This window comes from Pseudoalteromonas sp. DY56-GL22 (assembly GCF_041414715.1).
In the GTDB taxonomy this organism is placed as follows: Bacteria; Pseudomonadota; Gammaproteobacteria; order Enterobacterales; family Alteromonadaceae; genus Pseudoalteromonas; species Pseudoalteromonas simplex.
The window spans coordinates 115,191-135,486 of sequence record NZ_JANHZR010000003.1 but is presented as its reverse complement, the minus strand read 5'-3'; the positions used below and the strand labels follow the sequence as shown (position 1 = coordinate 135,486).

Below are 20,296 nucleotides of genomic sequence, written 5' to 3'. Positions count from 1 at the left end.
GAAAAACATGGCGCTTTTTTTAGTCTATCTGGGCGGTCGTATTCAAGGTTGCCACATTGAAATGCACGACGTTCGATTTGTCGTAGGCGATAGCATTGAGCAAACCTACTCAAAACTAAAAGCACAATGGGTGGGTGATAAAAGCAACGTACACATGGATAGCTACATGCAAATTCAGCACATTGATGGTTATCAGGTCGAAGTGGTTGATAGTGCGCATCACCAAGCCGAAAAACTGTATTTTGTGAACTTAGGTGCCTATAGAGCTGATAGCCTTGCAGAGCAGCATGATTTTGCATTGTACGTTGCGCGTAGCAGTGAAGAAGCAAAGCAACGCGCTAAAGAGTCTTTATTGGCGGGAATGACTCATCTTCATAAAGATGATTTACACGATGTAGACGATTGTTTTGCGATTGACTTGTTAGATAGCAACTTATCAATCAAATTAACGCCAAGCGGGCAAGCACAAGCAATGAAGCCCGATTGGTTTGGCTATCACGTGTTGTGATCTATTCTTGGTTATCGTTTTTACTGGCAACTTTAAAGGCGATAATCACCAATCCAAACAAGGCAAATGGCAGTGCAGCGAGTAAATACTCAACGGTATGGCTGTCTTGATAGTTGGGCTGGAGTAGGAAGTGACCTGCAACACAAAGTAAAATAGCCACGAATAAAACGGGCAGTAAAATCAGTTCTTTTTTAGGTGAGTGTTTTTTCATTACAAAGCGTTATATTCCAAAGGTGCGCCATTGTAATGATCTCAGCTTACTCAGGTCAAATAAGTTGCTTTGTAGTTTGCTTTATATTGCGCTGTATCAACTTTTTTAGTGTCAGCTTTTACAGGCTGCTTTTTTGGAGCCGCTGGTTTATCGGTTGCTTCATTATAGCTAAACAGCCCCATAATGAATTCAATCTCTTCACGTTGTAATCCAGATCGCATGATGCCCTCCAAAGAATAATTTGCCTTTTGTATTACAAATATTACGTCCTGTAATCTGAATTATCGGTGAACATCGCGTCACTAAACTGTAATCATATGTAACGCAAATATGCTTATTTAATAGGCAGCTCCACAGTAAACACAACACCTGTGCCATCATCTAAATTTTCTGCCAATACTTTACCGTGATGGTAATCGCAAATAAGCCTTACAATATAAAGACCTAAACCCAAGTGGGGCTGCTGCTGATGCTGTTGACTTCTCACCGAGACCATTGAGTCGAAAATGTGTTCAACTAAACCGTCAGGGAGCAAAGGCCCTTGGTTGCTGATTTTTAATAATGCATGCTGCTCTTGCTTGGTTAAGCTGACTGAAATTGTGCTTTGCGGGGTTTTAAACTCAAGTGCGTTGTTGATGAGCTTATCGAGTAATTGGGCAATAAATTCTGGTGCACCACTAACATTTAACGGCTCTTTACAAAGCGACAAGGTAAATAGGCTTTCACCATAGGTTATTTGATAGCCTTGCATGCAGCCGGTGATCACCTTGGTCAGGTCAAACTCTTCTGCCTCGGCACTTTGAATACTTTGTTCAAGGCGCGTTGCTTCACTCATGGTGGTAATAATTTTACCTAACCGCTCAACCCCTTCACTGGCACGGTCGAGGTATTTTTGACTCAGTTCAGATTGCGGCTGCATTTGTAAATTTTCAAGCGATGAGCGCACAACAGCCACGGGCGTACGAAGTTCATGGGAGAGTCGTGATGACATATTTTCTAAGTAATCAGTATAACCACTTAAACGGCTAACAATGTTGGCAAAGCTGCGAGAAAGATCGCCAATTTCGTCATTCGAATCGGAATAAGTAATTTTGCCGGTGATCCGCCCTTGAGCATCAATGGCTTGTTCGGCGTTGTCACGTAAGCGGCGAATACGGCTGGAAATTCTTGAAGCAAAAAAGAACAGTGTCACAGTACCAACAAGCATCACCGCTAAAATGACATTAAATAGCTTTTCTAACGATTTATTACGCAGAGTACGCACGCCGTTGGTGGTTTCTTCTGCGATTACTGCACCTATTACTTTGTCTTGGATCCAAATAGGGTAGGCCGCCGATAAAATAACGGCTTTGTTATCTGGGGTTAAGCGCCATGATGATGCGGGTTTACCATTTAAAGCGCTGGCTATGTGAGTACCTTGCATCGCTGCGACATCATGTAAGGTATCAATAAACTCATTTTCTGGGCGAGTTAAAATTTTATAGTAAAGTGGGTGTAAGTAATCTTGCTCAAAGCGTTGCCACCAGGTTGTTGCGGGCGCATCTTTTAGGCCGTCTGCCCAAACGCCATCGGCATGATGAATTGAGCCAGATTGTGCAAGTACACGATGATGGTTATCGACGACCCAAATTCGGCTGCCACTGTGGCCCATGCCTTTCAAGATACGGTTAATTTCTGGCGAAGGCACTAAAACAGAGCCGATATCATTGGGGTTTTGTAGATTTGAGGTCGACATAAGCTGAGGCTCAACCTTGTCTTCATCCCAATCTTCAATAGCAAAACCAAGCTTATTACCTAGCATCGAAAGTGGAAAACGCAGCTCTATGTTGTAACCCGCGTTGGTGCTTTTAAAATAGCCTTGGATTTTAGTGACCGGCTCTTGTGTAGCAGCATCAAAGGCATTAACCCAACCATCTTGGCGGGCGGCCACCACATAACGTTTAAATTCACCTTCAGGTGTTTTTAACATGATCTGTAAGTGATCATTACGGGTAAAGCTAAGCACATTTTTAGCACGATACACCAGTGAGCTGTCAGTGACTTTAAAAGCCGCATAGAGGTAGTTTTCGTATTTGCCCACCATATGATCAAAACTTAGATCACTATCATGATGCTCATGGCTTAACCCCTGTAAATAGCGCTCGTCGTAATGCCAAAATAGGTTTTGATAAGGCTGCCACTCTGACAATTTACCATCAAGTTGAATCGGGTTATTTAGGTTATAGGCATATAAATCTCGGCCTTTTACAACTTGATCTAAAAAGTTGGTTTGCGAGTCAAACAAAGCAGGGCGCTCATGTAATGCGGTTGCGAGTGCGCGGGTGGTGCCCACTAAGGTTTTTTCTTGCCCTTGTCTTAAGAATTTTTCCATTTCCCAAACATATTCATAGCCAAGCCAAGGCAATAAAAATAAAAAGCAGGATAAGAAAATAAACTTTGTTCTAAGCCCCAAACGCAGCATTAAGCTTGCTCCCAGCGATAACCCATACCGTAAACGGTATCAATGCAGTCAAATGCACCATCTAAAGCAATAAACTTTTTACGAATGCGTTTTACGTGTGAGGTAATAGTGCTGTCATCAACATAAATTTTCGCATCACTCATTAATTCGTTGCGGCTTTTTACATGGCCTGGACGCTGTGCAAGTGAATGTACCATCCAAAATTCTGTCACAGTTAAATCAACCAGTTGCTCTTGCCAAAAAACCTGCATGCGCTGGGTATCTAACTTTAACGGGCCACGATGCAAAAGAGCAGTTTGATCGGCGGGTTGATCGAAAGCATCAAGGCGTCTAAACAAGGCACCAATGCGAGCAGCAAGATGCGCCATACTGATGTCTTTGGTTAAGTAATCGTCAGCACCCATGCGCAGGCCACATACGGTATCAATTTCGCTATCCCGGGCGGTTAAAAATATAATCGGTAAGGTTTTAGAAAGACTGCGTAATGTTTGGCAAAGTAAAAAACCACCATCCACTTCATGGCCAAGGCCAATATCAACAATGGCTAAATCTGGTAAAGATTGACTAAATGCTAATTCAGCACTGGCTCTGTCAGCAAAGCCTACAACCTGATAGCCCTGAGCGCTGAGCATTTCTGTGTAGTTTTCGCGGATTGCTGTTTCATCTTCAACGATTGCTATTTTCTTCATTGTTAATACTTACTTAAATTCTTTCTATAGCGAACTATACCTAATTTTTTGCCTTGCGTACTGGCAAAAACGCGATTGCCATTTTTCTGCCACAATTGCTCAGCAGTTTGCCTTTTTTGATCCCCTTTATTGCCATTTCGACTTGTTTTAATAGCTCCATACCAAGTTCGCAACACCAACCAATGTTGCCAAGCAATTAAGTAGAAAAAGGATTAAACCATGAAAAAATTAATTATTGCCGCTGTTATCACGTCTGCTGTATCTGTAGCCCCTTTTGCAGACGCTGCGAGTCAAGCTAAACAAGAAACACCAAAAGAAACAGCCATTGGCTTAGGTGCAGGTGCCGTTGTTGGCGGCCTAGTCGGCGGCCCAGTGGGTGCATTTATTGGCGCGTTTGCTGGTGGCTTAATTGGCGAAAAAGAAGCGGCAGACAACACCATTGATGAACAAGCACACGCATTAGTTGTAATGAAAGAGCAAACCGCTGATTACCAACAAGTAATTGCCGATAACGCCGCCTTAAGTGAGCAGCTTGAATTATTAGCTGACGAAAAAGAGCAGTTACTACAAGCCCAATTGAACACCTTATTGGCCATGACGGTACAGTTTAAAACTGGCTCTAGCGAAATTGCCCCACACTTTGCTAACCAGCTCAATAAAGTCGCACAGTTACTTATTGCTCAGCCAAATCTGGCTATCGACTTAAATGGCTTTGCAGATCAGCGTGGTGATGAGTTGGCTAATTTAATGCTCTCAAAACAGCGTGTAAATGCAGTGCAAAGCTACTTAATTAAACAAGGTGTGCCTCATACGCGCTTAACCGCTACCGCCTTTGGTGAGCAGCAAAGTGTTGCCGATTCAAATAACTACGAAGACAACGTGTTTGACCGCCGCGTAACCTTAACGACACGCCCTGTTTCACAAAGCAGCTTACGCACAGCACAAAGTAACCACTAATTCATCGGTCGATGGAGTGACATATTATGTTGAGTAACCGTACCAAAAGGCTCCTTTTTGGGAGCCTTTTTATCCTCTTATTAGGTTATGCAGTTAACCCTGCATTTGCAGCCAATGCCAGTGCCGAACTACGTTTTTATGATGATTCTAATAGCCAAGTGTCGTCGGGCTTATTAGTGAAAAACGATGTCACTATGACGCTCACTGGGCTTATTAATCATGTTGTTGTTAAACAGCGTTATCAAAACCCGCACCCGTTTGCAGTAAATGCCCGTTATGTGTTTCCGTTACCAGATGAAAGCGCAGTTCATGCCATGCAAATGCAAATTGGTGAGCGCATTATCACCGGTAACATTGCCCTTAAGCAGCAGGCTGAACAGCAATTTGAGCAAGCTCAAAAACAGGGAAAGCGCGCTGCTTTAGTACGTCAGCAACGCGCGAACATTTTCTCTACTGATGTAGCAAACCTTGGAGCAGGGGAAGAGATTGAAATTACCTTGCAATACCAAGAGATCATCGGTTTTCGAGATGGTGTGTTTTCACTGCGTTTTCCAACCACTATTACGCCGCGCTACGAACCTTTAACGGCAGAACTACAGCAAAAAGTGAATCTAGAAACAACAGACACAGAACAACAGAGCGACGCAACAGCTAACACAGCGCAATTGGCATCAGCGTGGCTAAAGCCTGTTTTTCATCGTGCACAAAGCCAAGAGTCTGATGCGAGCCTAAACCTTGCTATTTCGATGGATATTGGTCTTGAGCTGAGTGATATCAGCGCTAATTTAGCGGGCATGCAAATCGATAACCCAAGCTTTGGTCGGTACCAGTTATCACTTAATCGTGATGTTCCAATGGATAGAGACTTTGAGCTGACATTTAAGCCCCTTGATAAAGCCCACTCTCAGGCTGCATTTTTTACCGAAACAGTAGCAGGGCAAGAATATGGTTTACTGATGTTAGTACCGCCAAGCGATCACTTTACTTCGCAAGCTCGTCTGCCTCGCGAAATGGTGTTTGTTGTTGATACCTCTGGCTCAATGCATGGCCAATCAATGGAGCAGGCTAAACAAGCCTTGTTTTATGCCCTTTCATTATTGGATGAAAATGACAGTTTTAACATCATAGGCTTTGATAATGAAGTGTCGGTATTAAGTGACACGCCAATGATTGCCAATGACTTTAACATTCGCCGTGCAGAGCGCTTTATTTATGGCTTACAAGCCGATGGCGGCACCGAAATAGCAAAAGCACTGACTCAGGTACTTGATGGTAAACAGCATGATGGCTTTGTACGCCAAGTGGTGTTTTTAACCGATGGCAGTGTGGGTAACGAAACGCAGCTATTTAAACAAATTCAAACAGATTTAGGTGACAGCCGACTCTTTACCGTCGGTATTGGTAGCGCACCTAATAGCTTTTTTATGACCAGAGCTGCTGATATTGGCCGTGGTACATTCACTTTTATAAGTAGCACCAGCCAAGTACAGCCCAAAATGCAGCTGCTATTTGATAAATTAGCGCATCCCGCGGTTACAGAACTTGCACTTGAAGGCGACAAAGCAGCCCTTGAGTTTTGGCCATCGCCATTACCTGACTTGTATTTTTCAGAGCCGGTTTTGGTTGCTGTGAAGCTTGATGGCAGTCAGCACTTAACATTAAAGGGGCAAACAAACACAGGGCCAATGACGATTAATTTAGCAACGGCCAATGCCGCAAACGGCGAAGGTATCGCTAGACTCTGGGCAAGACAAAAAATTAAGTCACTACTGCTCTATAATGAAAAGGATGCGGTACGCGCAGAAGTCGAGACATTAGCACTTCAGCATCATTTACTTAGCCCTTTTACAGCCTTTATTGCAGTTGATAACTATGCGGATAATGAGATTGCAGAGCGTTCAATGCAAGTGAGAAACAAACTTCCTAACGGCATGACGCTACCGCAAACCGACGGACAAAGCCGCGTGTTTATGCTAATCGGGTTACTATTACTCGCTTTTTCGTGGTTATGGCAATGGCGACGCTAAAAAAAGTGCTGCCAGTTTGCAGCGCCTTACTTGGCATCGCATTGTTTGTGAATGGTGGCTATATGCAGGCGAAAGCTTGGCTGGCTCAGGCTCTGATTGAATCTGCTTGGCAGCAAGCTTTGCAAAGTCCTAATCAGCAAGTGAGGCCTTGGTTTTACGCCGATGGTTATGTCACTGCACACATAGAATGGCCAAGCCAGCAGCAAGAATTGACTGTACTTGCTGGTGCATCGGGGCGAAACCTCGCGTTTGCCCCCGGGCATTTTTTGCCAAGCGGTGAACTTGGCAGCACAAATGGGGTGTTGATTGCGGGTCATAACGACACCCACTTTGCATTTCTAAAACATGTCAAAGTGGGTGAGCAATTCAGTATGCAATTGCAAAATGGCCAAATTGAGCACTATCAAGTTCGCAGCGTTGATGTTATTCATCAAAGCGAGCAAGGGTTTTTAGCACAATCAGGCCTTTATTTATTAACCTGTTACCCTTTTGACTCGTTAGCTTCTGGGACTGAGTTTAGGCTATTGGTGTCGGCTGATAAATTATCGTCTACGTCAACTTTGAGTTCTTGATGACGTTGGCTAACAATAACACCGGCAAATACCACCGCAATACTCACCCATTGCCAAAGTGTGAGTACTTCGCCAAGTAAAATGGCAGACAAAATTAACGCAAAAATTGGAATGAGGTTTGAGTAAGCAGCAGCGGTTAATACCGACACCTTACTGATGGCGTAATTGTACATGCCATAGCCGCCTAAAGTGACACATGAGCCTAAATATAAAATGCTCAGTAGGGCACTTAAATCGTGCTGATTTTCGCTGGGTAGTTCGATAAATAATAAAAAAGGCGCAAAGAATAAGCTACCGCTAAACCCTTGTATTGCTATTAAGGTCAGCGGTGAGTAACGTGCGACTAAGTGTTTTACGCTCACCGTATAAAACGCCGCGCACACCATTGCCATCAATTCTAAAAAGTTACCAAGTAGTGGGTTAGGGGCTTGCTCAGTACTTGGTGATAATAGCGTTAATAAAATACTGCCGCCAATACATAAGGTAAAACCAACGACAATGGCTTTACTGATGTACTCTTTTAAAATTAAGAACGCCAAAATAGCGACGATAATTGGTAAACAAGAGACAATCACCCCAGCTTGCGATGCCGAAGTGTATTCAAGAGCATGCCCTTCAAATAAATAATAAAAGCAAGGCTCAGCCAGTGACATACCAATTAAGTACTTCCAGTCGCCTGGTTTGAACTCAAAGCGGATTATATAGCGCCATAAACATAAGCTAATCAATAACGTGGTTAGCATTCTTAAAAAAATCACTAACACAGGATCATAAACATTGATTGCATGCTTTAAAGCAATGTAAGAGCTACCCCATAAAAAGGTCGCAATAATTAAGCATAAACTGGCTGGCATAGGTGTCGCTATTGAGTAAAAAAACGAGAGCGCGATCCTAGCATGAATTTTTTTAACTTGTTCAAAAACTGTTAGCTGGTATAAATATACCCAAACTACCTCAATATGCGAGTTTCAGTTGGAATTAAAAGCGATTTAGGCAAGGCATTGATTGCAAATAATAGTGGTTCTATTGTTAAAATCAAGAACGCAGTATAAATCGCTTTTAAACCAACCCTTTGGGCGCTTCACAGGCACTTACTCTCATCGTTGTTACTTCTTAAAAGGGACTGCCATTCTTGCAAAGTAACGCCTTGATATTAAATACCTGTGAAACGCTGAATTCTGCATATTGAGGTAGCTTGGGTATAATCTTTCTACTTTAATTACAGAATATAAGAATCAAATGCAAAGGCCACACGTCGTTGTTGTAAAGCTGGGCACAAGCGTGCTGACAGGCGGTACCGACAAATTAGATAAAGCACACATGGTTGAACTTGTTCGCCAATGTTGTGAATTAAAAAAACAGGGTTATCAGGTTGTTTTAGTATCAAGCGGCGCGGTTGCTGCAGGTCGCGAGCAACTCATTACCCCCTGTGGTCGCTCTTTGATTGAAAAACAAATGCTTGCCGCAATTGGCCAAGGGCAGCTTATTCATATTTGGCAAAGTCTGTTTGCTTTGTATGGTGTGAATGTAGGGCAAATGCTACTGACCCGCGCCGATGTCGAGGACCGTGAACGTTACTTAAACGCCCGCGATACCTTAAATGCACTACTCGCTCACAATGTGGTGCCAATTATTAACGAGAACGACGCTGTAGCCACCGCCGAAATTAAAGTGGGTGATAACGATAACTTATCTGCTTTAGTCGCAATATTAGCGAATGCTGAAAAGCTGTTATTGTTAACTGACCAAGAAGGCTTATTTACAGGCGATCCTCGCTCTGATGCCAATGCAACACTTATCAATGAAGTTGAGCATATTAATGATGAGCTTAGAGAGCTCGCTGGTGGCAGTGGCACCACCCTAGGTACCGGTGGTATGGCAACCAAACTGCAAGCAGCCGATATTGCACGTCGCGCCGGTGTTGAGGTAATTATTGCCAAAGGCGCAGGCAAAAATGTGATTTTAAATTGCATGGCCGACAAGCTCCCTGGTACACGCTTTTTAAAACTCACCGCACCAAAAGATGGCCGCAAAAAATGGTTACTTGCAGGGCCTAAAAGCACGGGGCAATTAGTGATTGATGATGGCGCAAGCCTTGCGCTTAAAGAACGTGGCGCAAGCCTTTTGGCAAAAGGCGTAAAAACTGTGCGAGGGCAGTTTGAGCGTGGTGATGTGATTGAAGTGGTGACCTGCCAAGGGCAATGTATTGCTAAAGGCCTTGTTAACTTTAACCATCAAGAAATTGATCAAATTAAAGGCTGTCATTCATCGCAAATAACTGAGTTGCTTGTATTTGCACCAAGCAGTGAAGTCATTCACCGAGATGATATGATTTTGTTATAGTTTTTTAGTAATTCTAGCAAACTTAACTAAACTAAAGTTATGTTTTATTTTGGGGGCTTCTAAATGGCTTCTAATGCTTGCGGGCATGACTGGGTAGTCACTATAACGCAACAGGAAGAAGAGCCTGAGTTAGACAGTGCACTGATAAATGCTGTTGCTGAATTAGGTGAGTTTACACGTTTTGCAATCTATATTAATAAAACCTTTAATATTGGTCTTCCCGCACGGCTGTTAAATAAGAACACAGCCATTGAGGAGCTTAGCGAGCAAGAAGTCCTAGACTTATTGGCAAAAGTCAGTCGCAATAAAATTCGGATTAGCCGTGATTGTGGGGTGATATCGACATATGTGCCAATTTATTACACTGGCAATGTTGTCGGTATACTTGTTGTTGAATCTGATAAAGAGTTAACCGAGCGCTGCAGTATGTTAGCTATTTATATGCTGAATATCTATGCGAATCAGCTCTCTTTATTACATAAATCACAGCAGGATCCACTTACTGAACTTCTTAACAGGCAAACATTTGATAAAAAAGTGATTGAGATAGCTGCCAATACAGCGGTCGAGCATGACTCTAAGCAGTGTCATTGGTTCCTTGCTATGGTCGATATTGATCATTTTAAACGTGTTAATGATAACTATGGTCATGTAATTGGTGATGAGGTTATTTTACTTGTGGCACAGCTTTTAAAAAATAACTTTCGTATTGAAGATTACGTTTTTCGCTACGGCGGCGAAGAGTTTTCTGTGTTATTTCAAGCAAGTGACGAGCTAGATGCACGAAATGCACTTAATCGTTTTCGCTCCTGTGTTGCTCAATACCCATTTCCTCAAGTAGGCAACTTAACAGTGAGTAGTGGTTTTATGCCAATCTACGAGTTTGAAATGGTTGCCAGCCTTGTGCAAAAAGCCGATCAGGCCTTATACCATTCTAAAAACAGCGGTCGTAATTGTGTCACTGCCTATTCCGAACTAGATATTCAACAAAGCCAACCTCAAGATGATTCAATTGAGCTGTTTTAAGGTGTTGCAGCGCGCTTAGCTGTGTTAAAATTGCCCACTATTTTTTTGAACCCTATGAGAAGGTAAGATGAAGTTTGTTCGTTGGTTGTTAGGCCGCATCATTTTGTTTTTTGATTTTGTATTCACGCCACGTAGTAAAAAGCGTCCGGCAGCAGAGCAAGCCGCGCTTGATTCAGTGACATCACAATTTAAACTATATCAATTTAAAGCCTGTCCATTTTGCGTGAAAGTACGCCGTGCCATTAAACGTCAAGGCCTTTCAGTTGAAACCCGTGATGCCAAAGATAACGAGCAATTTCGCCAGGAGCTATTAGAGCAGGGCGGAAAAGTAAAAGTTCCTTGTTTACGCATTGAAGAAAACGGCCAAGTGACTTGGTTGTATGAATCAAACGATATCATTGCTTATTTAGATAAAGTCGCGGCATAAAGCGGCTTTTCACTTCGATTATAGCCCGTGCTGTGCTAGCATTTGGGCAAATTTTTTAATTGTCTTTTGAGAGATATAACCATGACAATTCGCACCCGTGTTGCTCCGTCACCAACTGGTGACCCGCACCTAGGTACTGCATATATCGCATTATTTAACTACTGTTTTGCTAAGCAGCAAGGCGGTGAGTTTGTGTTACGTATTGAAGATACAGACCAAGTTCGTAGTACGCCAGAATCAGAGCAAGCTATTATGGATAGCTTACAATGGTTAGGCTTAAACTGGGATCACGGTCCAGATGTAGGCGGTGAGTTTGGTCCATACCGTCAATCTGAGCGTAGCGATTTATATAAGAAATTCGCGCATCAGTTAGTTGAACAGGGTAAAGCTTTTTACTGTTTTGCTACGAGCGAAGAACTAGACCAAATGCGTGAAGAGCAAATGGCCGAAGGCCTACGCCCTAAATACGATGGTCGTGGTTTAAATCTTTCTGAAGATGAAATTAAAGCAAACCTTGAAGCGGGTAAGCCTTACGTAATCCGTATGAAGATCCCAAGCGAAGGCACGTTTAAGTTTAACGACTACCTACGTGGCGAAATTGAGATCCCATGGGAAAATGTAGACATGCAAGTGCTACTTAAAGCAGATGGTTTCCCAACTTACTTCCTTGCCAACGTTGTTGATGATCATCACATGCAAATTAGCCACATTTTCCGTGGTGAAGAGTGGATCAATTCAGCGCCTAAGCTATTAAAATTATATGAAGACTTCGGTTGGGAAGCGCCAGTACTAGGTCACTTACCGTTACTGCGTAACCCAGATAAGTCAAAATTATCGAAGCGTAAAAACCCAACTTCAATCAACTACTATAAAGAAATGGGTTACCTTCCAGAGGCACTATTAAACTATTTAGGCCGTATGGGTTGGTCAATGCCTGATGAGCGTGAAAAGTTCACCTTAGCAGAGATGATTGAACACTTTGATATGAAACGAGTGTCGCTTGGCGGCCCAATTTTCGATATCGATAAGCTTAGTTGGTTAAACGGTATGTGGATCCGTGAAAACTTATCTGATGCAGAGCTAATGCAGCGTTTTGTTGATTGGAAATTTAATACCGAGCTATTCGCTAAAGTATTGCCAGAAGCTAAAACACGTATTAATACGCTTTCTGACATGGTTGACCTTGCGGGCCACTTTGTAGGTGGTATTCCAAGTTATGATCCTGCGCTATTAACAGCAGGTAAAGCTGATGAAGATGTAATCCGTCAAGCATTACAGTTCTTCATCTGGCAATTAGAAGGTTTACGTAGTTGGGAAAAACCAGCGATTTTTGCTATCGCAAAAGAAGTGGCGACTTTCCATGAGTTGAAGATTAAAGACTTCCTAGAGCCAATCTTTGTGGCTATCACAGGTAAGACATCTTCAACATCAGTACTTGATGCGATGGAAATTTTAGGCTCTGACTTATCGCGTGCTCGTTTACGTGTTGCTTTAGCACATCTTGGTGTGTCTAAAAAGCAAGCGAAAAAAATTGAGCGTGCATACCGCGATTATCCGCAAGCTTAATCATCCTTTAGTTTTATAAACCGAGCTTTATGCTCGGTTTTTTTATATTTAAATCAAAGTTACCCCAGATTTAACTTGTAAATAGGGACTGCTCTAATAGTATTAAACATGCACAATTTATCACTTGTATGAATATCTTAAGAAAGCAGTATAAGGTGACTGCAAGCGAGGGATTTTTGAAGCTAAGGCAAATGCTTTAGTCAGTTTTCAAGGAGAAAGTGATGTTTAAATACATACTGGCCTGTGTGGCCATTTTAGGCTTAAGTTTACCAAGTGTCGCTGCAGAAAAACCCAATGTACTTGTTATTTGGGGCGATGATGTTGGTATGTGGAATATTAGTGCTTACCATCGAGGTATGATGGGAGGCAGTACACCGAACATTGATAGCATTGCGAATGATGGCATGATATTTATGGATCATTACGCACAGGCCTCGTGCACTGCTGGCCGCGCTGCATTTATTACTGGTCAGTATCCTATGCGTACAGGTCTCAGTACCGTAGGTCTTCCTGGCGCACCACAAGGTTTGCAAGAGAAAGATCCAACCTTAGCAACCATGCTCAAATCAAAAGGTTACGTTACAGGCCAATTCGGTAAAAATCACTTAGGTGATCGTGATGAACACTTACCTACAAATCATGGCTTTGATGAATTTTTTGGTATCTTATATCACCTCAATGCGGGTGAGTATCCAGAGCAGCAAGATTATCCTCAAGACGCTAAAACACAAGAAAAGTTAGGCTTAAAAATGCGTGGAGTCATTCATTCAAAAGCGCTTGGAAATGGCAAACAAGAGATTAAAGATCTTGGCCCATTTGGAAAAGAGCGTCAGCGTAATTTAGACCAAGAAGTACTTGTAGAGTCAAAACGCTTTATTCGTGATGCAGTAAAACAGAATAAACCTTTCTTCGTGTGGCATAACACAACTCGAATGCATTACCAAACTAACCTTAATAAAGCTTATGACGGTAAAACTGGCTTTGGTTTATATGCTGATGGTATGGCCGAAATGGATGATGATGTAGGTGAGTTACTTAACTTACTTGATGAACTTAAAGTCGCTGATAACACAATAGTGATGTTTTCTACCGACAACGGTGCCGCATCAAACTCATGGCCAGATGGTGGTAATCAGCCATTTCATGGTGAAAAAGGCGTTGGTGGCTGGGAAGGTGGCTTCAGAGTACCTATGGTTGTTAAATGGCCGGACCATATTCCTAAAGGTGTGAGCACAGGTGAGTTCATGACAATGGAAGATTGGATGCCAACGATTATGTCGTGGGTTGGCGATAAAGATTTAAAAGCTAATTTATTAAAAGGTACCAAAATCAATGGTCAAAAGTATAAGGTTCATTTAGATGGTTTCGATCAAAGTGATATCTTACTAAACAATGGTAAAACAAAGCGTAAAGAGTTTTATTATTTCACCGAGACGACCTTTCATGGAATGCGTTACGGTGACTGGAAATTAATCTTTACGGAACAAAATCATTGGTTTAGGTCTACACAGCAAGCCCTTACTACACCTTATATTATTAACTTAAAAATGGATCCATTTGAGCGTTTCATTGATGCTAGGGGGTATGATGAGTGGGCAGAAAACCGTAGTTGGATTTTAGGCCCAGCAGGTAATCAAATTGCAGAGTTTGTAAAAACCTTTAAGGCATTTCCGCCTAGTCAAGAGAGTATGTCAGTACAAGTGGGTAGTGTTGCTGAAATGATTTCTCAGCAAGCGTTAAACCGCTAAAAACGATAGGCTTTACCAGAACACAATGTTGCAAAATGACAGTTTTGCTCATCGCTGGTAAAGCCTTTACTGCTTAGAATTTGAAAACCATGAGCCAGCTCAAGTTATAGTTGCATGAGAGTTATGCGATTTACCACTGCATCATCATAATCAATTTATTAATAAATAAATTTTATCTTCATTTCTTACCTAAATAAAATATGCTACTTCTATTTTGTATTCAGAGATATTGTATATAGAAACGCTATATTAGCCCACCTTTGGTAACTTTAATGTTAACAGTGTGTACAAAACGCTACACGAATGTACGTCATTTTTGATTCTCCCTGTGGTTATATTGTTACTACAAGCGTTGAAATGGAAATTCAAAAAGCTTGAATAACTATTCAAACTAACTATCCAGGGGATACTTTATGAAAGTCAAAACACTTTCGATCGCTGTTGCTGCAGCTCTCTATAGTGCTAGTGCTGCACATGCAGTCGGTGTTGAGAACAATCAAGTTAAGCACCAATTAAAAGCACCAAATATTACATTTGAAGAAGTGAAAGCATTTTCCAAAGAGTTCGAGCAAGGTAACTCTTCAAGCATGCTACAAAACGATGGTTTAAATGTTCAATTAAATAGCCAAGCAAGCAAATTTAAAGAAGAAGGTCTGGGTGGCGAACATATTTATATTATTCGTTTACGTGATAACTCTGTTGCTCTTGAAGCTAGAGACTTAACTTCGTCTTTATCAAAATCTATGCAAGCTCAAGGTATTACCAAAGTTTTTGAAAAAGGTCAGCCTGCAATTTCAGCCGTTACAGAATATCAAAACAAGCTTTATTCGAAACAACGTGCTGTTATGCAAAACGTAACGGCAGTTACAGGGCGTACAGAGATGCGCCGTCAATTCACTAAAGCGCTAAATGGTTTCTCTGTAAAAATGACAGAGCAAGAGGCATTACAGGTCGCTTCGCTTGGCTCTGTTGTATCAGTAATGCGTTCTAAAAATTATGATTTACTTTCAGATGAAGGCCCTAAGCACATCGGTGCTGATCAAATTTGGGATGGAACAAGTGTTCCAAGTGGGATCAAGGGCAAAGGTGAAGGCCAAATCATAGGTATTATTGATACAGGTATTAACTCAGATCACCCGTCATTTGCAGCTGTGGGTGCTGATGGTTATGAGCATGAAAACCCATTTGGTGCGGGCGTTTATGTTGGTGACTGTGTTGAAGAGCCAGAAGAGATTCAATGTAATAACAAACTAATTGGTGTACGTTCTTACGATGTGATCACAGATGCGTTTGATGCCATGATCCCAGGCTGGCCAGCGATTGGTGAAGATTATCAAGGTCATGGTTCGCATGTTGCGTCAACTGCGGCAGGTAACGTAGTCAAAGACGTTCCATATATGCTACCTAGTTTTGGTGAAAATACTGATGGCAATATCTTGAAAGAGGGTTTATTCCCTGAAATCTCAGGTGTTGCACCGCATGCAAATATTATTTCTTATCAAGTATGTTACCCATCAAGTGAAGAATATGCAGGTTGTCCTGGTGAAGCGTTAGTTGCTGGTATTGAAGATGCAATTTCTGATGGGGTTGATGTAATCAACTTCTCAATTGGTGGAGCCGATTCAAACGTTTGGGCCGATCCAGTACAACTTGCATTCTTAGCAGCGCGTGAAGCGGGCATCAACGTTGCCGCGGCAGCAGGTAACAGCGGTCAGGGGTGTGGCGCAGCTGAATGTTTTGGCTATTTAGATAACTCGTCGCCGTGGCTTGCGCAAGTTGCAGCAACAACACATGGCCGTACTGTTGTCGTTGAAACTGCAGTTGAATATGCGGGCTTTGCTGATGAAACGATGGGTTCTGAAGTACCAAGTTGGTCAGATATGGGGTTAGTTGGCGGTGCCATTAATAGCGAAGAAATTACCGGCGTTGTTGTCTGGGCTAAAGACTATGAAGACGTCAATGGCTTTAAAGACTCTGATGGATACTGTACTGCCGATTATCCTGAAAATACGTTTAATTTCTACAAAGATGGGACAGAAATAGCTGGTGCGGCTGATGGCAGCACGAATGTTATTGTAATCTGTCAACGTCACTCAGCTACAGATACAGCTGCCAATGCCCGTACCGCAAAAGTAGATCATGTAAAAGCCGGTGGCGCTGATGGTTTCATTATGTTCAACCGTGACAGTGATCAAGCTACAGTACCTGAGGCTTACTCATTACCAGGCGTTCATTTTACCTATGATCAATGGAATGGTGTGTGGCCCGATGACGGTTTAGAAGATTGGGTTGATAGCACATCAGAGAAAGGTCATATGATCACTATTAAGCCAACAGTGATTGAGCGCCGTGTTGATGCTGAAGATGCTGATTGGTTAGCAACCTTCTCATCGCGAGGTCCATCTTATTCGAATGTTGAAGTACTAGCTCCAACACTTGCAGCTCCTGGTGTTGATATTTATGCGGCATACTCTGATGAGCATCCTTTTGTGGCACCACATGGTCAAGATTATGCAGCGATTAGCGGCACGTCTATGGCATCACCTCATGTTGCCGGTGCAATGGCATTACTGCGTCAGATTCATCCTGAGTGGAGTGCAGCCGAGATTCAATCTGCACTATCAATGACTGCCGAAAACGTAGTTAAGTACCATCGTTTAAACAGTGAAAATGATGTTGTTGCTGATGCTAAAATTTACCGTGCTGGTGCAGGTCGAATCAATGTTGCATTAGCAGCTGAAGCAGGTTTTGTTATGGACGAAACAGCCGACAACTTCTTAGCGGCTGATCCATATAATGGCGGTACACCTCACAAACTTAACTTACCAAATTTGGTTAACTTTTCTTGTGCACCAGAGTGTCAATGGGTTCGAACTATCAAAGCAACAGAAGATGGAACCTGGACTGTAAGCCATGAAGATGTTGAAAACTGGGCATTTGATGTTAATTCACAAACCGCTCAAAATGGTGTGAATATTGATATCTTCCCGAAAACTTTCACACTGAAAAAAGGTGAAACGCAAACAATCATTGTTAAAGCATCAATCATGGATACCCAAGATTGGTTTAGTAACTCAGAAGTTGAGCTTCATACCAACCTTGTGTTCCAAGCTGAAGAAGCTGGTATCCCAGATGCACATTGGCCAGTAGCGTTTAAATATGACCGCGGTAATTTACCATCTTCATTAGAAACAACTGCTCATTCAAATGTAGGCACTTATGTTGCTAAAGGTATTGTATTACCGAGTGTTGAAGCACCTGTTGCACGCGCATATGAGCCGGTTAAAGCAGATATCACGACAGTAACTTTGCCAAAAGATGATGAGCGTACTTTCCCGTGGGCCATGAATCGAACAGAAGAAGTTGATGCTAGTGATATTCTAGACGAAGCAACATTTACTAAGTTTGTAACAGTGCCTGCGAACACAAAACGTTTTATTGCTGAAACTGTTGGTGTTGAATCTGAGCTAGAAGGTACCTTGAATGTGGGTAACCCAATAATCTATGTAGGTAAAGATTATAACGGTGATGGTATTGTTCAGCCACAAGACGAGATCTTATGTGTATCTAACCATTTAATTTATAAAAACTTCTGTAATATCAACAACCCTGAAGAAGGTGAGTACTGGGTTGTAGTTTATAATACGAATAAATCGTCTGTTGATGCTGTTGAAGAAACCTTTGAACTTGCTACAGCGGTTGTGTCTGATCAAGTAGCTTCTGGTGTGACAGCCAGCCTTCCTAGCAGTGATGGCCAAAACACAGTTGAAATGACTGTTAATTGGGATATGGAATTTGATTCAGACAGCGTTTACTACTCTTTGCTTGATGTGGGCACATCGGCCGTAAATCATGGCAACCTAGGCTCTATTCCATTTAAGCTTAACCGTGGCAATGATGTTGCTCATCTTGATGCGCCATATACAGGTGCAAAAGTGGGCGATATGGTGCCTTACACATTTGAAGTATTAGCGAATAACTCAGGTATAGATCGTGAGTTCTCACTAGAACTCGATATTCCTGCTGGTCTTGATATCAAAGCAGAAAATGTAATGGTTTCAACAGCATCTGAAATCAACGTTGAAATTGCTGATGGTAAAGTTATTGTAACGGGCACACAAGCGGATACCCGAGATGTAGAGCCAGATTACATCGTCACTGATAACATCACTGATGAAATGTGTCGTACGCCTGATTTTGGTAACTCAAACCCAGGCGGTTATGTCGACTTATCTGAGTTTGGCATTATGCCTATGCTTTCAGGCTTCGATGAAAGTAATCTATATAATTCACGAAGTGGTTATTCGTTACCAATAGCAAGCTTTTACAATGGCGCATTTGACACATTCAGTCTCTATAACAATGCTGATAATACAAATATCCAAAACTCGATAATTCAAATTCGTGGTATGGGGACAGTGAATACAAGCGGTAGTCGTTACTTCTTCCCAGTGCATAATCCGTTTCCTTATGAAACATTCCCTTATGAGAATATGGGTCCATTATGGCGTGGTTGGGAGTTTGCAGAGAGCGGCTTATTACGTTCAGTAATGTCAGTGGGTTTATCGTCTAACGAAGGGATCTCCCTTGCAAGTACAACAACAGGTTGGGGTATTATTGAGTGGGATAACGCGTCAGATTACGACAACCCTGTTTATGATCGTGAAACGGGTCAATACACTTACACTAAACGTGATAACTCATTTGACTTCCAAGTGCTGTTTAATGCCAAAACGCGCTTTGGTAAAGGCGAGCATGAAATTTACTATGCATACGATAATTTAGATTTTGGTACTACTCGTCCTGCTGGAAGTATCGGTTTACAAGGTTTCCGCGGTGCACAATATCAATACGGTCCTCTTGAAAGCTATCGCGGTATTCAGATTGCTTATAACAACTTAGATGAAGTAATCAGCGATGGATACGTAGTATGTATGGACTATGTTGGTCCAGAGTCATCACAATTTGAAGTCACCGCATGGGCCGAAGTTATGCCAACAGCTACAGGTCAAACACTTGAAGTTGCAGCTAAAGCAGCAATCTCGGGTCTGAATGACATGACTTCAACTGCAACACTGGCGATCCCTGGTAACATCACAGTGATTGCACTTGATGATATGGTGACAGAAGAGTACACATCTATTTCATTTGAGGTTCAGCATATCGATGAGATGAATTCAAGAAATGAAATATCTGTAATTGCAGATAACGCAAGCTATGAAGTAGATGGTGATACGGTAACCATCACCCCTGAACAATATTTCTATGGCGATATTGATGTAACGGTTGTGGTTTCTGATATAGAAAACCCAACTGATAAAGCTGAAACATCATTTGTCTTAACTGTTAACTCAGATGGTGTTGATAAACCAACTGCTGTGACACCAGAGTCAAAAGAAAAAGGAGGCTCAAGCGGCTCTTTAGCATGGATAACAGTGTTATTAGCTGGTTTTGCCGGTCTTCGTCGCCGTATGAAACGAGACTAAACACTCCCTAAGTGTGTTATGTAGCAAAGGGCCTTCGGGCCCTTTTTTTGTCATTGAGTAAATTAAATAATGGAATTTAATAACTAAAACTGAAAACCTATGTAGCAAAATGTACAAGCTATTTAATATTTCTTTCAGTATGTTAGTTTGACGATAGTAGATAAAATAAGTCATTTTACTGCGTTGTGTGGCAAAAAAATTATACAAAAATGTATGCAAACGCTATGATCGCCCCAGCACAGAAAGGGCTAAAAGAGTTTTAGTTTATTAAGTTA

15 protein-coding genes are annotated in these 20,296 nt (G+C 42.0%); 10 read left to right on the top strand and 5 right to left on the bottom strand.

Annotated features, from left to right (window positions below; genetic code table 11):
- The first annotated feature begins 7 nt into the window (after positions 1-7).
- A complete protein-coding gene (locus tag NO991_RS08535) occupies positions 8-508 on the top strand; it encodes a DUF1543 domain-containing protein (RefSeq protein ID WP_054551194.1) in 501 nt (166 codons plus the stop codon).
- A 1-nt stretch (position 509) separates the two neighbouring features.
- On the opposite strand, the gene NO991_RS08530 is transcribed toward NO991_RS08535, so the two are convergent.
- From NO991_RS08530 to pdsR, 4 genes are all read right to left on the bottom strand, one after another.
- A complete protein-coding gene (locus NO991_RS08530) occupies positions 510-719 on the bottom strand; it encodes a hypothetical protein (protein ID WP_054551195.1) in 210 nt (69 codons plus the stop codon).
- Positions 720-769: 50 nt separating this feature from the next.
- Positions 770-940 (bottom strand): hypothetical protein, encoded by a 171-nt coding sequence (locus NO991_RS08525; protein WP_156426462.1) that lies wholly within the window; start codon positions 938-940, stop codon positions 770-772.
- A 113-nt stretch (positions 941-1,053) separates the two neighbouring features.
- Positions 1,054-3,180, bottom strand: coding sequence for a proteobacterial dedicated sortase system histidine kinase (gene pdsS / locus NO991_RS08520; RefSeq protein ID WP_371351936.1), 2,127 nt, complete (start codon positions 3,178-3,180; stop codon positions 1,054-1,056).
- Positions 3,180-3,869 (bottom strand): proteobacterial dedicated sortase system response regulator, encoded by a 690-nt coding sequence (pdsR, locus tag NO991_RS08515; RefSeq protein WP_054551197.1) that lies wholly within the window; start codon positions 3,867-3,869, stop codon positions 3,180-3,182. Before pdsR ends, pdsS begins: the two co-directional genes overlap by 1 nt.
- Before the next feature lie 219 nt (positions 3,870-4,088).
- Between pdsR and pdsO the strand changes: the two genes are divergently transcribed.
- Genes pdsO through NO991_RS08500 form a run of 3 tightly spaced genes read left to right on the top strand, consistent with a single transcriptional unit; the run spans position 4,089 to position 7,425 of the window.
- Positions 4,089-4,826 carry a sortase-associated OmpA-like protein PdsO gene (gene pdsO, locus NO991_RS08510; protein ID WP_054551198.1) on the top strand — a complete coding sequence of 246 codons (738 nt, stop codon included), beginning with the start codon at positions 4,089-4,091 and terminating at the stop codon, positions 4,824-4,826.
- Positions 4,827-4,852: 26 nt separating this feature from the next.
- A complete protein-coding gene (locus NO991_RS08505; protein WP_300360758.1) occupies positions 4,853-6,853 on the top strand; it encodes a marine proteobacterial sortase target protein in 2,001 nt (666 codons plus the stop codon).
- Complete coding sequence (locus NO991_RS08500; protein WP_300360760.1) at positions 6,841-7,425, top strand: class GN sortase; 585 nt, start codon at positions 6,841-6,843, stop codon at positions 7,423-7,425. The genes NO991_RS08505 and NO991_RS08500 overlap by 13 nt, the downstream gene beginning before the upstream one ends.
- Here NO991_RS08500 and NO991_RS08495 read toward each other — a convergent pair.
- Positions 7,335-8,279, bottom strand: coding sequence for a DMT family transporter (locus tag NO991_RS08495; protein WP_138616362.1), 945 nt, complete (start codon positions 8,277-8,279; stop codon positions 7,335-7,337). The two genes, NO991_RS08500 and NO991_RS08495, sit on opposite strands and share 91 nt — an antisense overlap.
- A gap of 385 nt (positions 8,280-8,664) precedes the next feature.
- Here NO991_RS08495 and proB point away from each other — a divergent pair, with 385 nt between their 5' ends.
- From proB to NO991_RS08465, 6 genes are all read left to right on the top strand, one after another.
- Positions 8,665-9,768, top strand: a complete 1,104-nt coding sequence (gene proB, locus NO991_RS08490; protein ID WP_300543149.1) for a glutamate 5-kinase — start codon at positions 8,665-8,667, stop codon at positions 9,766-9,768.
- Between the two features lie 63 nt (positions 9,769-9,831).
- On the top strand, positions 9,832-10,794 hold the full coding sequence (locus tag NO991_RS08485; RefSeq protein WP_054551201.1) for a GGDEF domain-containing protein: 963 nt from the start codon (positions 9,832-9,834) through the stop codon (positions 10,792-10,794).
- Positions 10,795-10,861: 67 nt separating this feature from the next.
- Positions 10,862-11,221 (top strand): glutathione S-transferase N-terminal domain-containing protein, encoded by a 360-nt coding sequence (locus NO991_RS08480; RefSeq protein ID WP_054551202.1) that lies wholly within the window; start codon positions 10,862-10,864, stop codon positions 11,219-11,221.
- A gap of 81 nt (positions 11,222-11,302) precedes the next feature.
- Entirely contained in the window at positions 11,303-12,787 is a 1,485-nt protein-coding gene (gene gltX / locus NO991_RS08475; RefSeq protein ID WP_054551203.1) for a glutamate--tRNA ligase, read from the top strand.
- Positions 12,788-13,008: 221 nt separating this feature from the next.
- The gene (locus NO991_RS08470) at positions 13,009-14,535 is read left to right on the top strand and encodes an arylsulfatase (RefSeq protein ID WP_300543152.1); all 1,527 of its coding nucleotides are present in this window, start codon (positions 13,009-13,011) and stop codon (positions 14,533-14,535) included.
- A 413-nt stretch (positions 14,536-14,948) separates the two neighbouring features.
- Positions 14,949-20,021 (top strand): S8 family serine peptidase, encoded by a 5,073-nt coding sequence (locus tag NO991_RS08465; RefSeq protein ID WP_371351935.1) that lies wholly within the window; start codon positions 14,949-14,951, stop codon positions 20,019-20,021.
- The last annotated feature ends 275 nt before the right edge of the window (positions 20,022-20,296 follow it).

Coding starts and splice junctions, on each gene's coding strand:
- NO991_RS08480 (WP_054551202.1), top strand. CDS start 10,862: ATGAAGTTTGTTCGTTGGTTGTTAGGCCGCATCATTTTGTTTTTTGAT.
- NO991_RS08500 (WP_300360760.1), top strand. CDS start 6,841: ATGGCGACGCTAAAAAAAGTGCTGCCAGTTTGCAGCGCCTTACTTGGC.
- NO991_RS08535 (WP_054551194.1), top strand. CDS start 8: ATGGCGCTTTTTTTAGTCTATCTGGGCGGTCGTATTCAAGGTTGCCAC.
- NO991_RS08495 (WP_138616362.1), bottom strand. CDS start 8,279: ATGCCAGCCAGTTTATGCTTAATTATTGCGACCTTTTTATGGGGTAGC.
- NO991_RS08470 (WP_300543152.1), top strand. CDS start 13,009: ATGTTTAAATACATACTGGCCTGTGTGGCCATTTTAGGCTTAAGTTTA.
- NO991_RS08505 (WP_300360758.1), top strand. CDS start 4,853: ATGTTGAGTAACCGTACCAAAAGGCTCCTTTTTGGGAGCCTTTTTATC.
- pdsO (WP_054551198.1), top strand. CDS start 4,089: ATGAAAAAATTAATTATTGCCGCTGTTATCACGTCTGCTGTATCTGTA.
- proB (WP_300543149.1), top strand. CDS start 8,665: ATGCAAAGGCCACACGTCGTTGTTGTAAAGCTGGGCACAAGCGTGCTG.
- gltX (WP_054551203.1), top strand. CDS start 11,303: ATGACAATTCGCACCCGTGTTGCTCCGTCACCAACTGGTGACCCGCAC.
- NO991_RS08525 (WP_156426462.1), bottom strand. CDS start 940: ATGCGATCTGGATTACAACGTGAAGAGATTGAATTCATTATGGGGCTG.
- NO991_RS08530 (WP_054551195.1), bottom strand. CDS start 719: ATGAAAAAACACTCACCTAAAAAAGAACTGATTTTACTGCCCGTTTTA.
- pdsR (WP_054551197.1), bottom strand. CDS start 3,869: ATGAAGAAAATAGCAATCGTTGAAGATGAAACAGCAATCCGCGAAAAC.
- NO991_RS08465 (WP_371351935.1), top strand. CDS start 14,949: ATGAAAGTCAAAACACTTTCGATCGCTGTTGCTGCAGCTCTCTATAGT.
- NO991_RS08485 (WP_054551201.1), top strand. CDS start 9,832: ATGGCTTCTAATGCTTGCGGGCATGACTGGGTAGTCACTATAACGCAA.
- pdsS (WP_371351936.1), bottom strand. CDS start 3,180: ATGCTGCGTTTGGGGCTTAGAACAAAGTTTATTTTCTTATCCTGCTTT.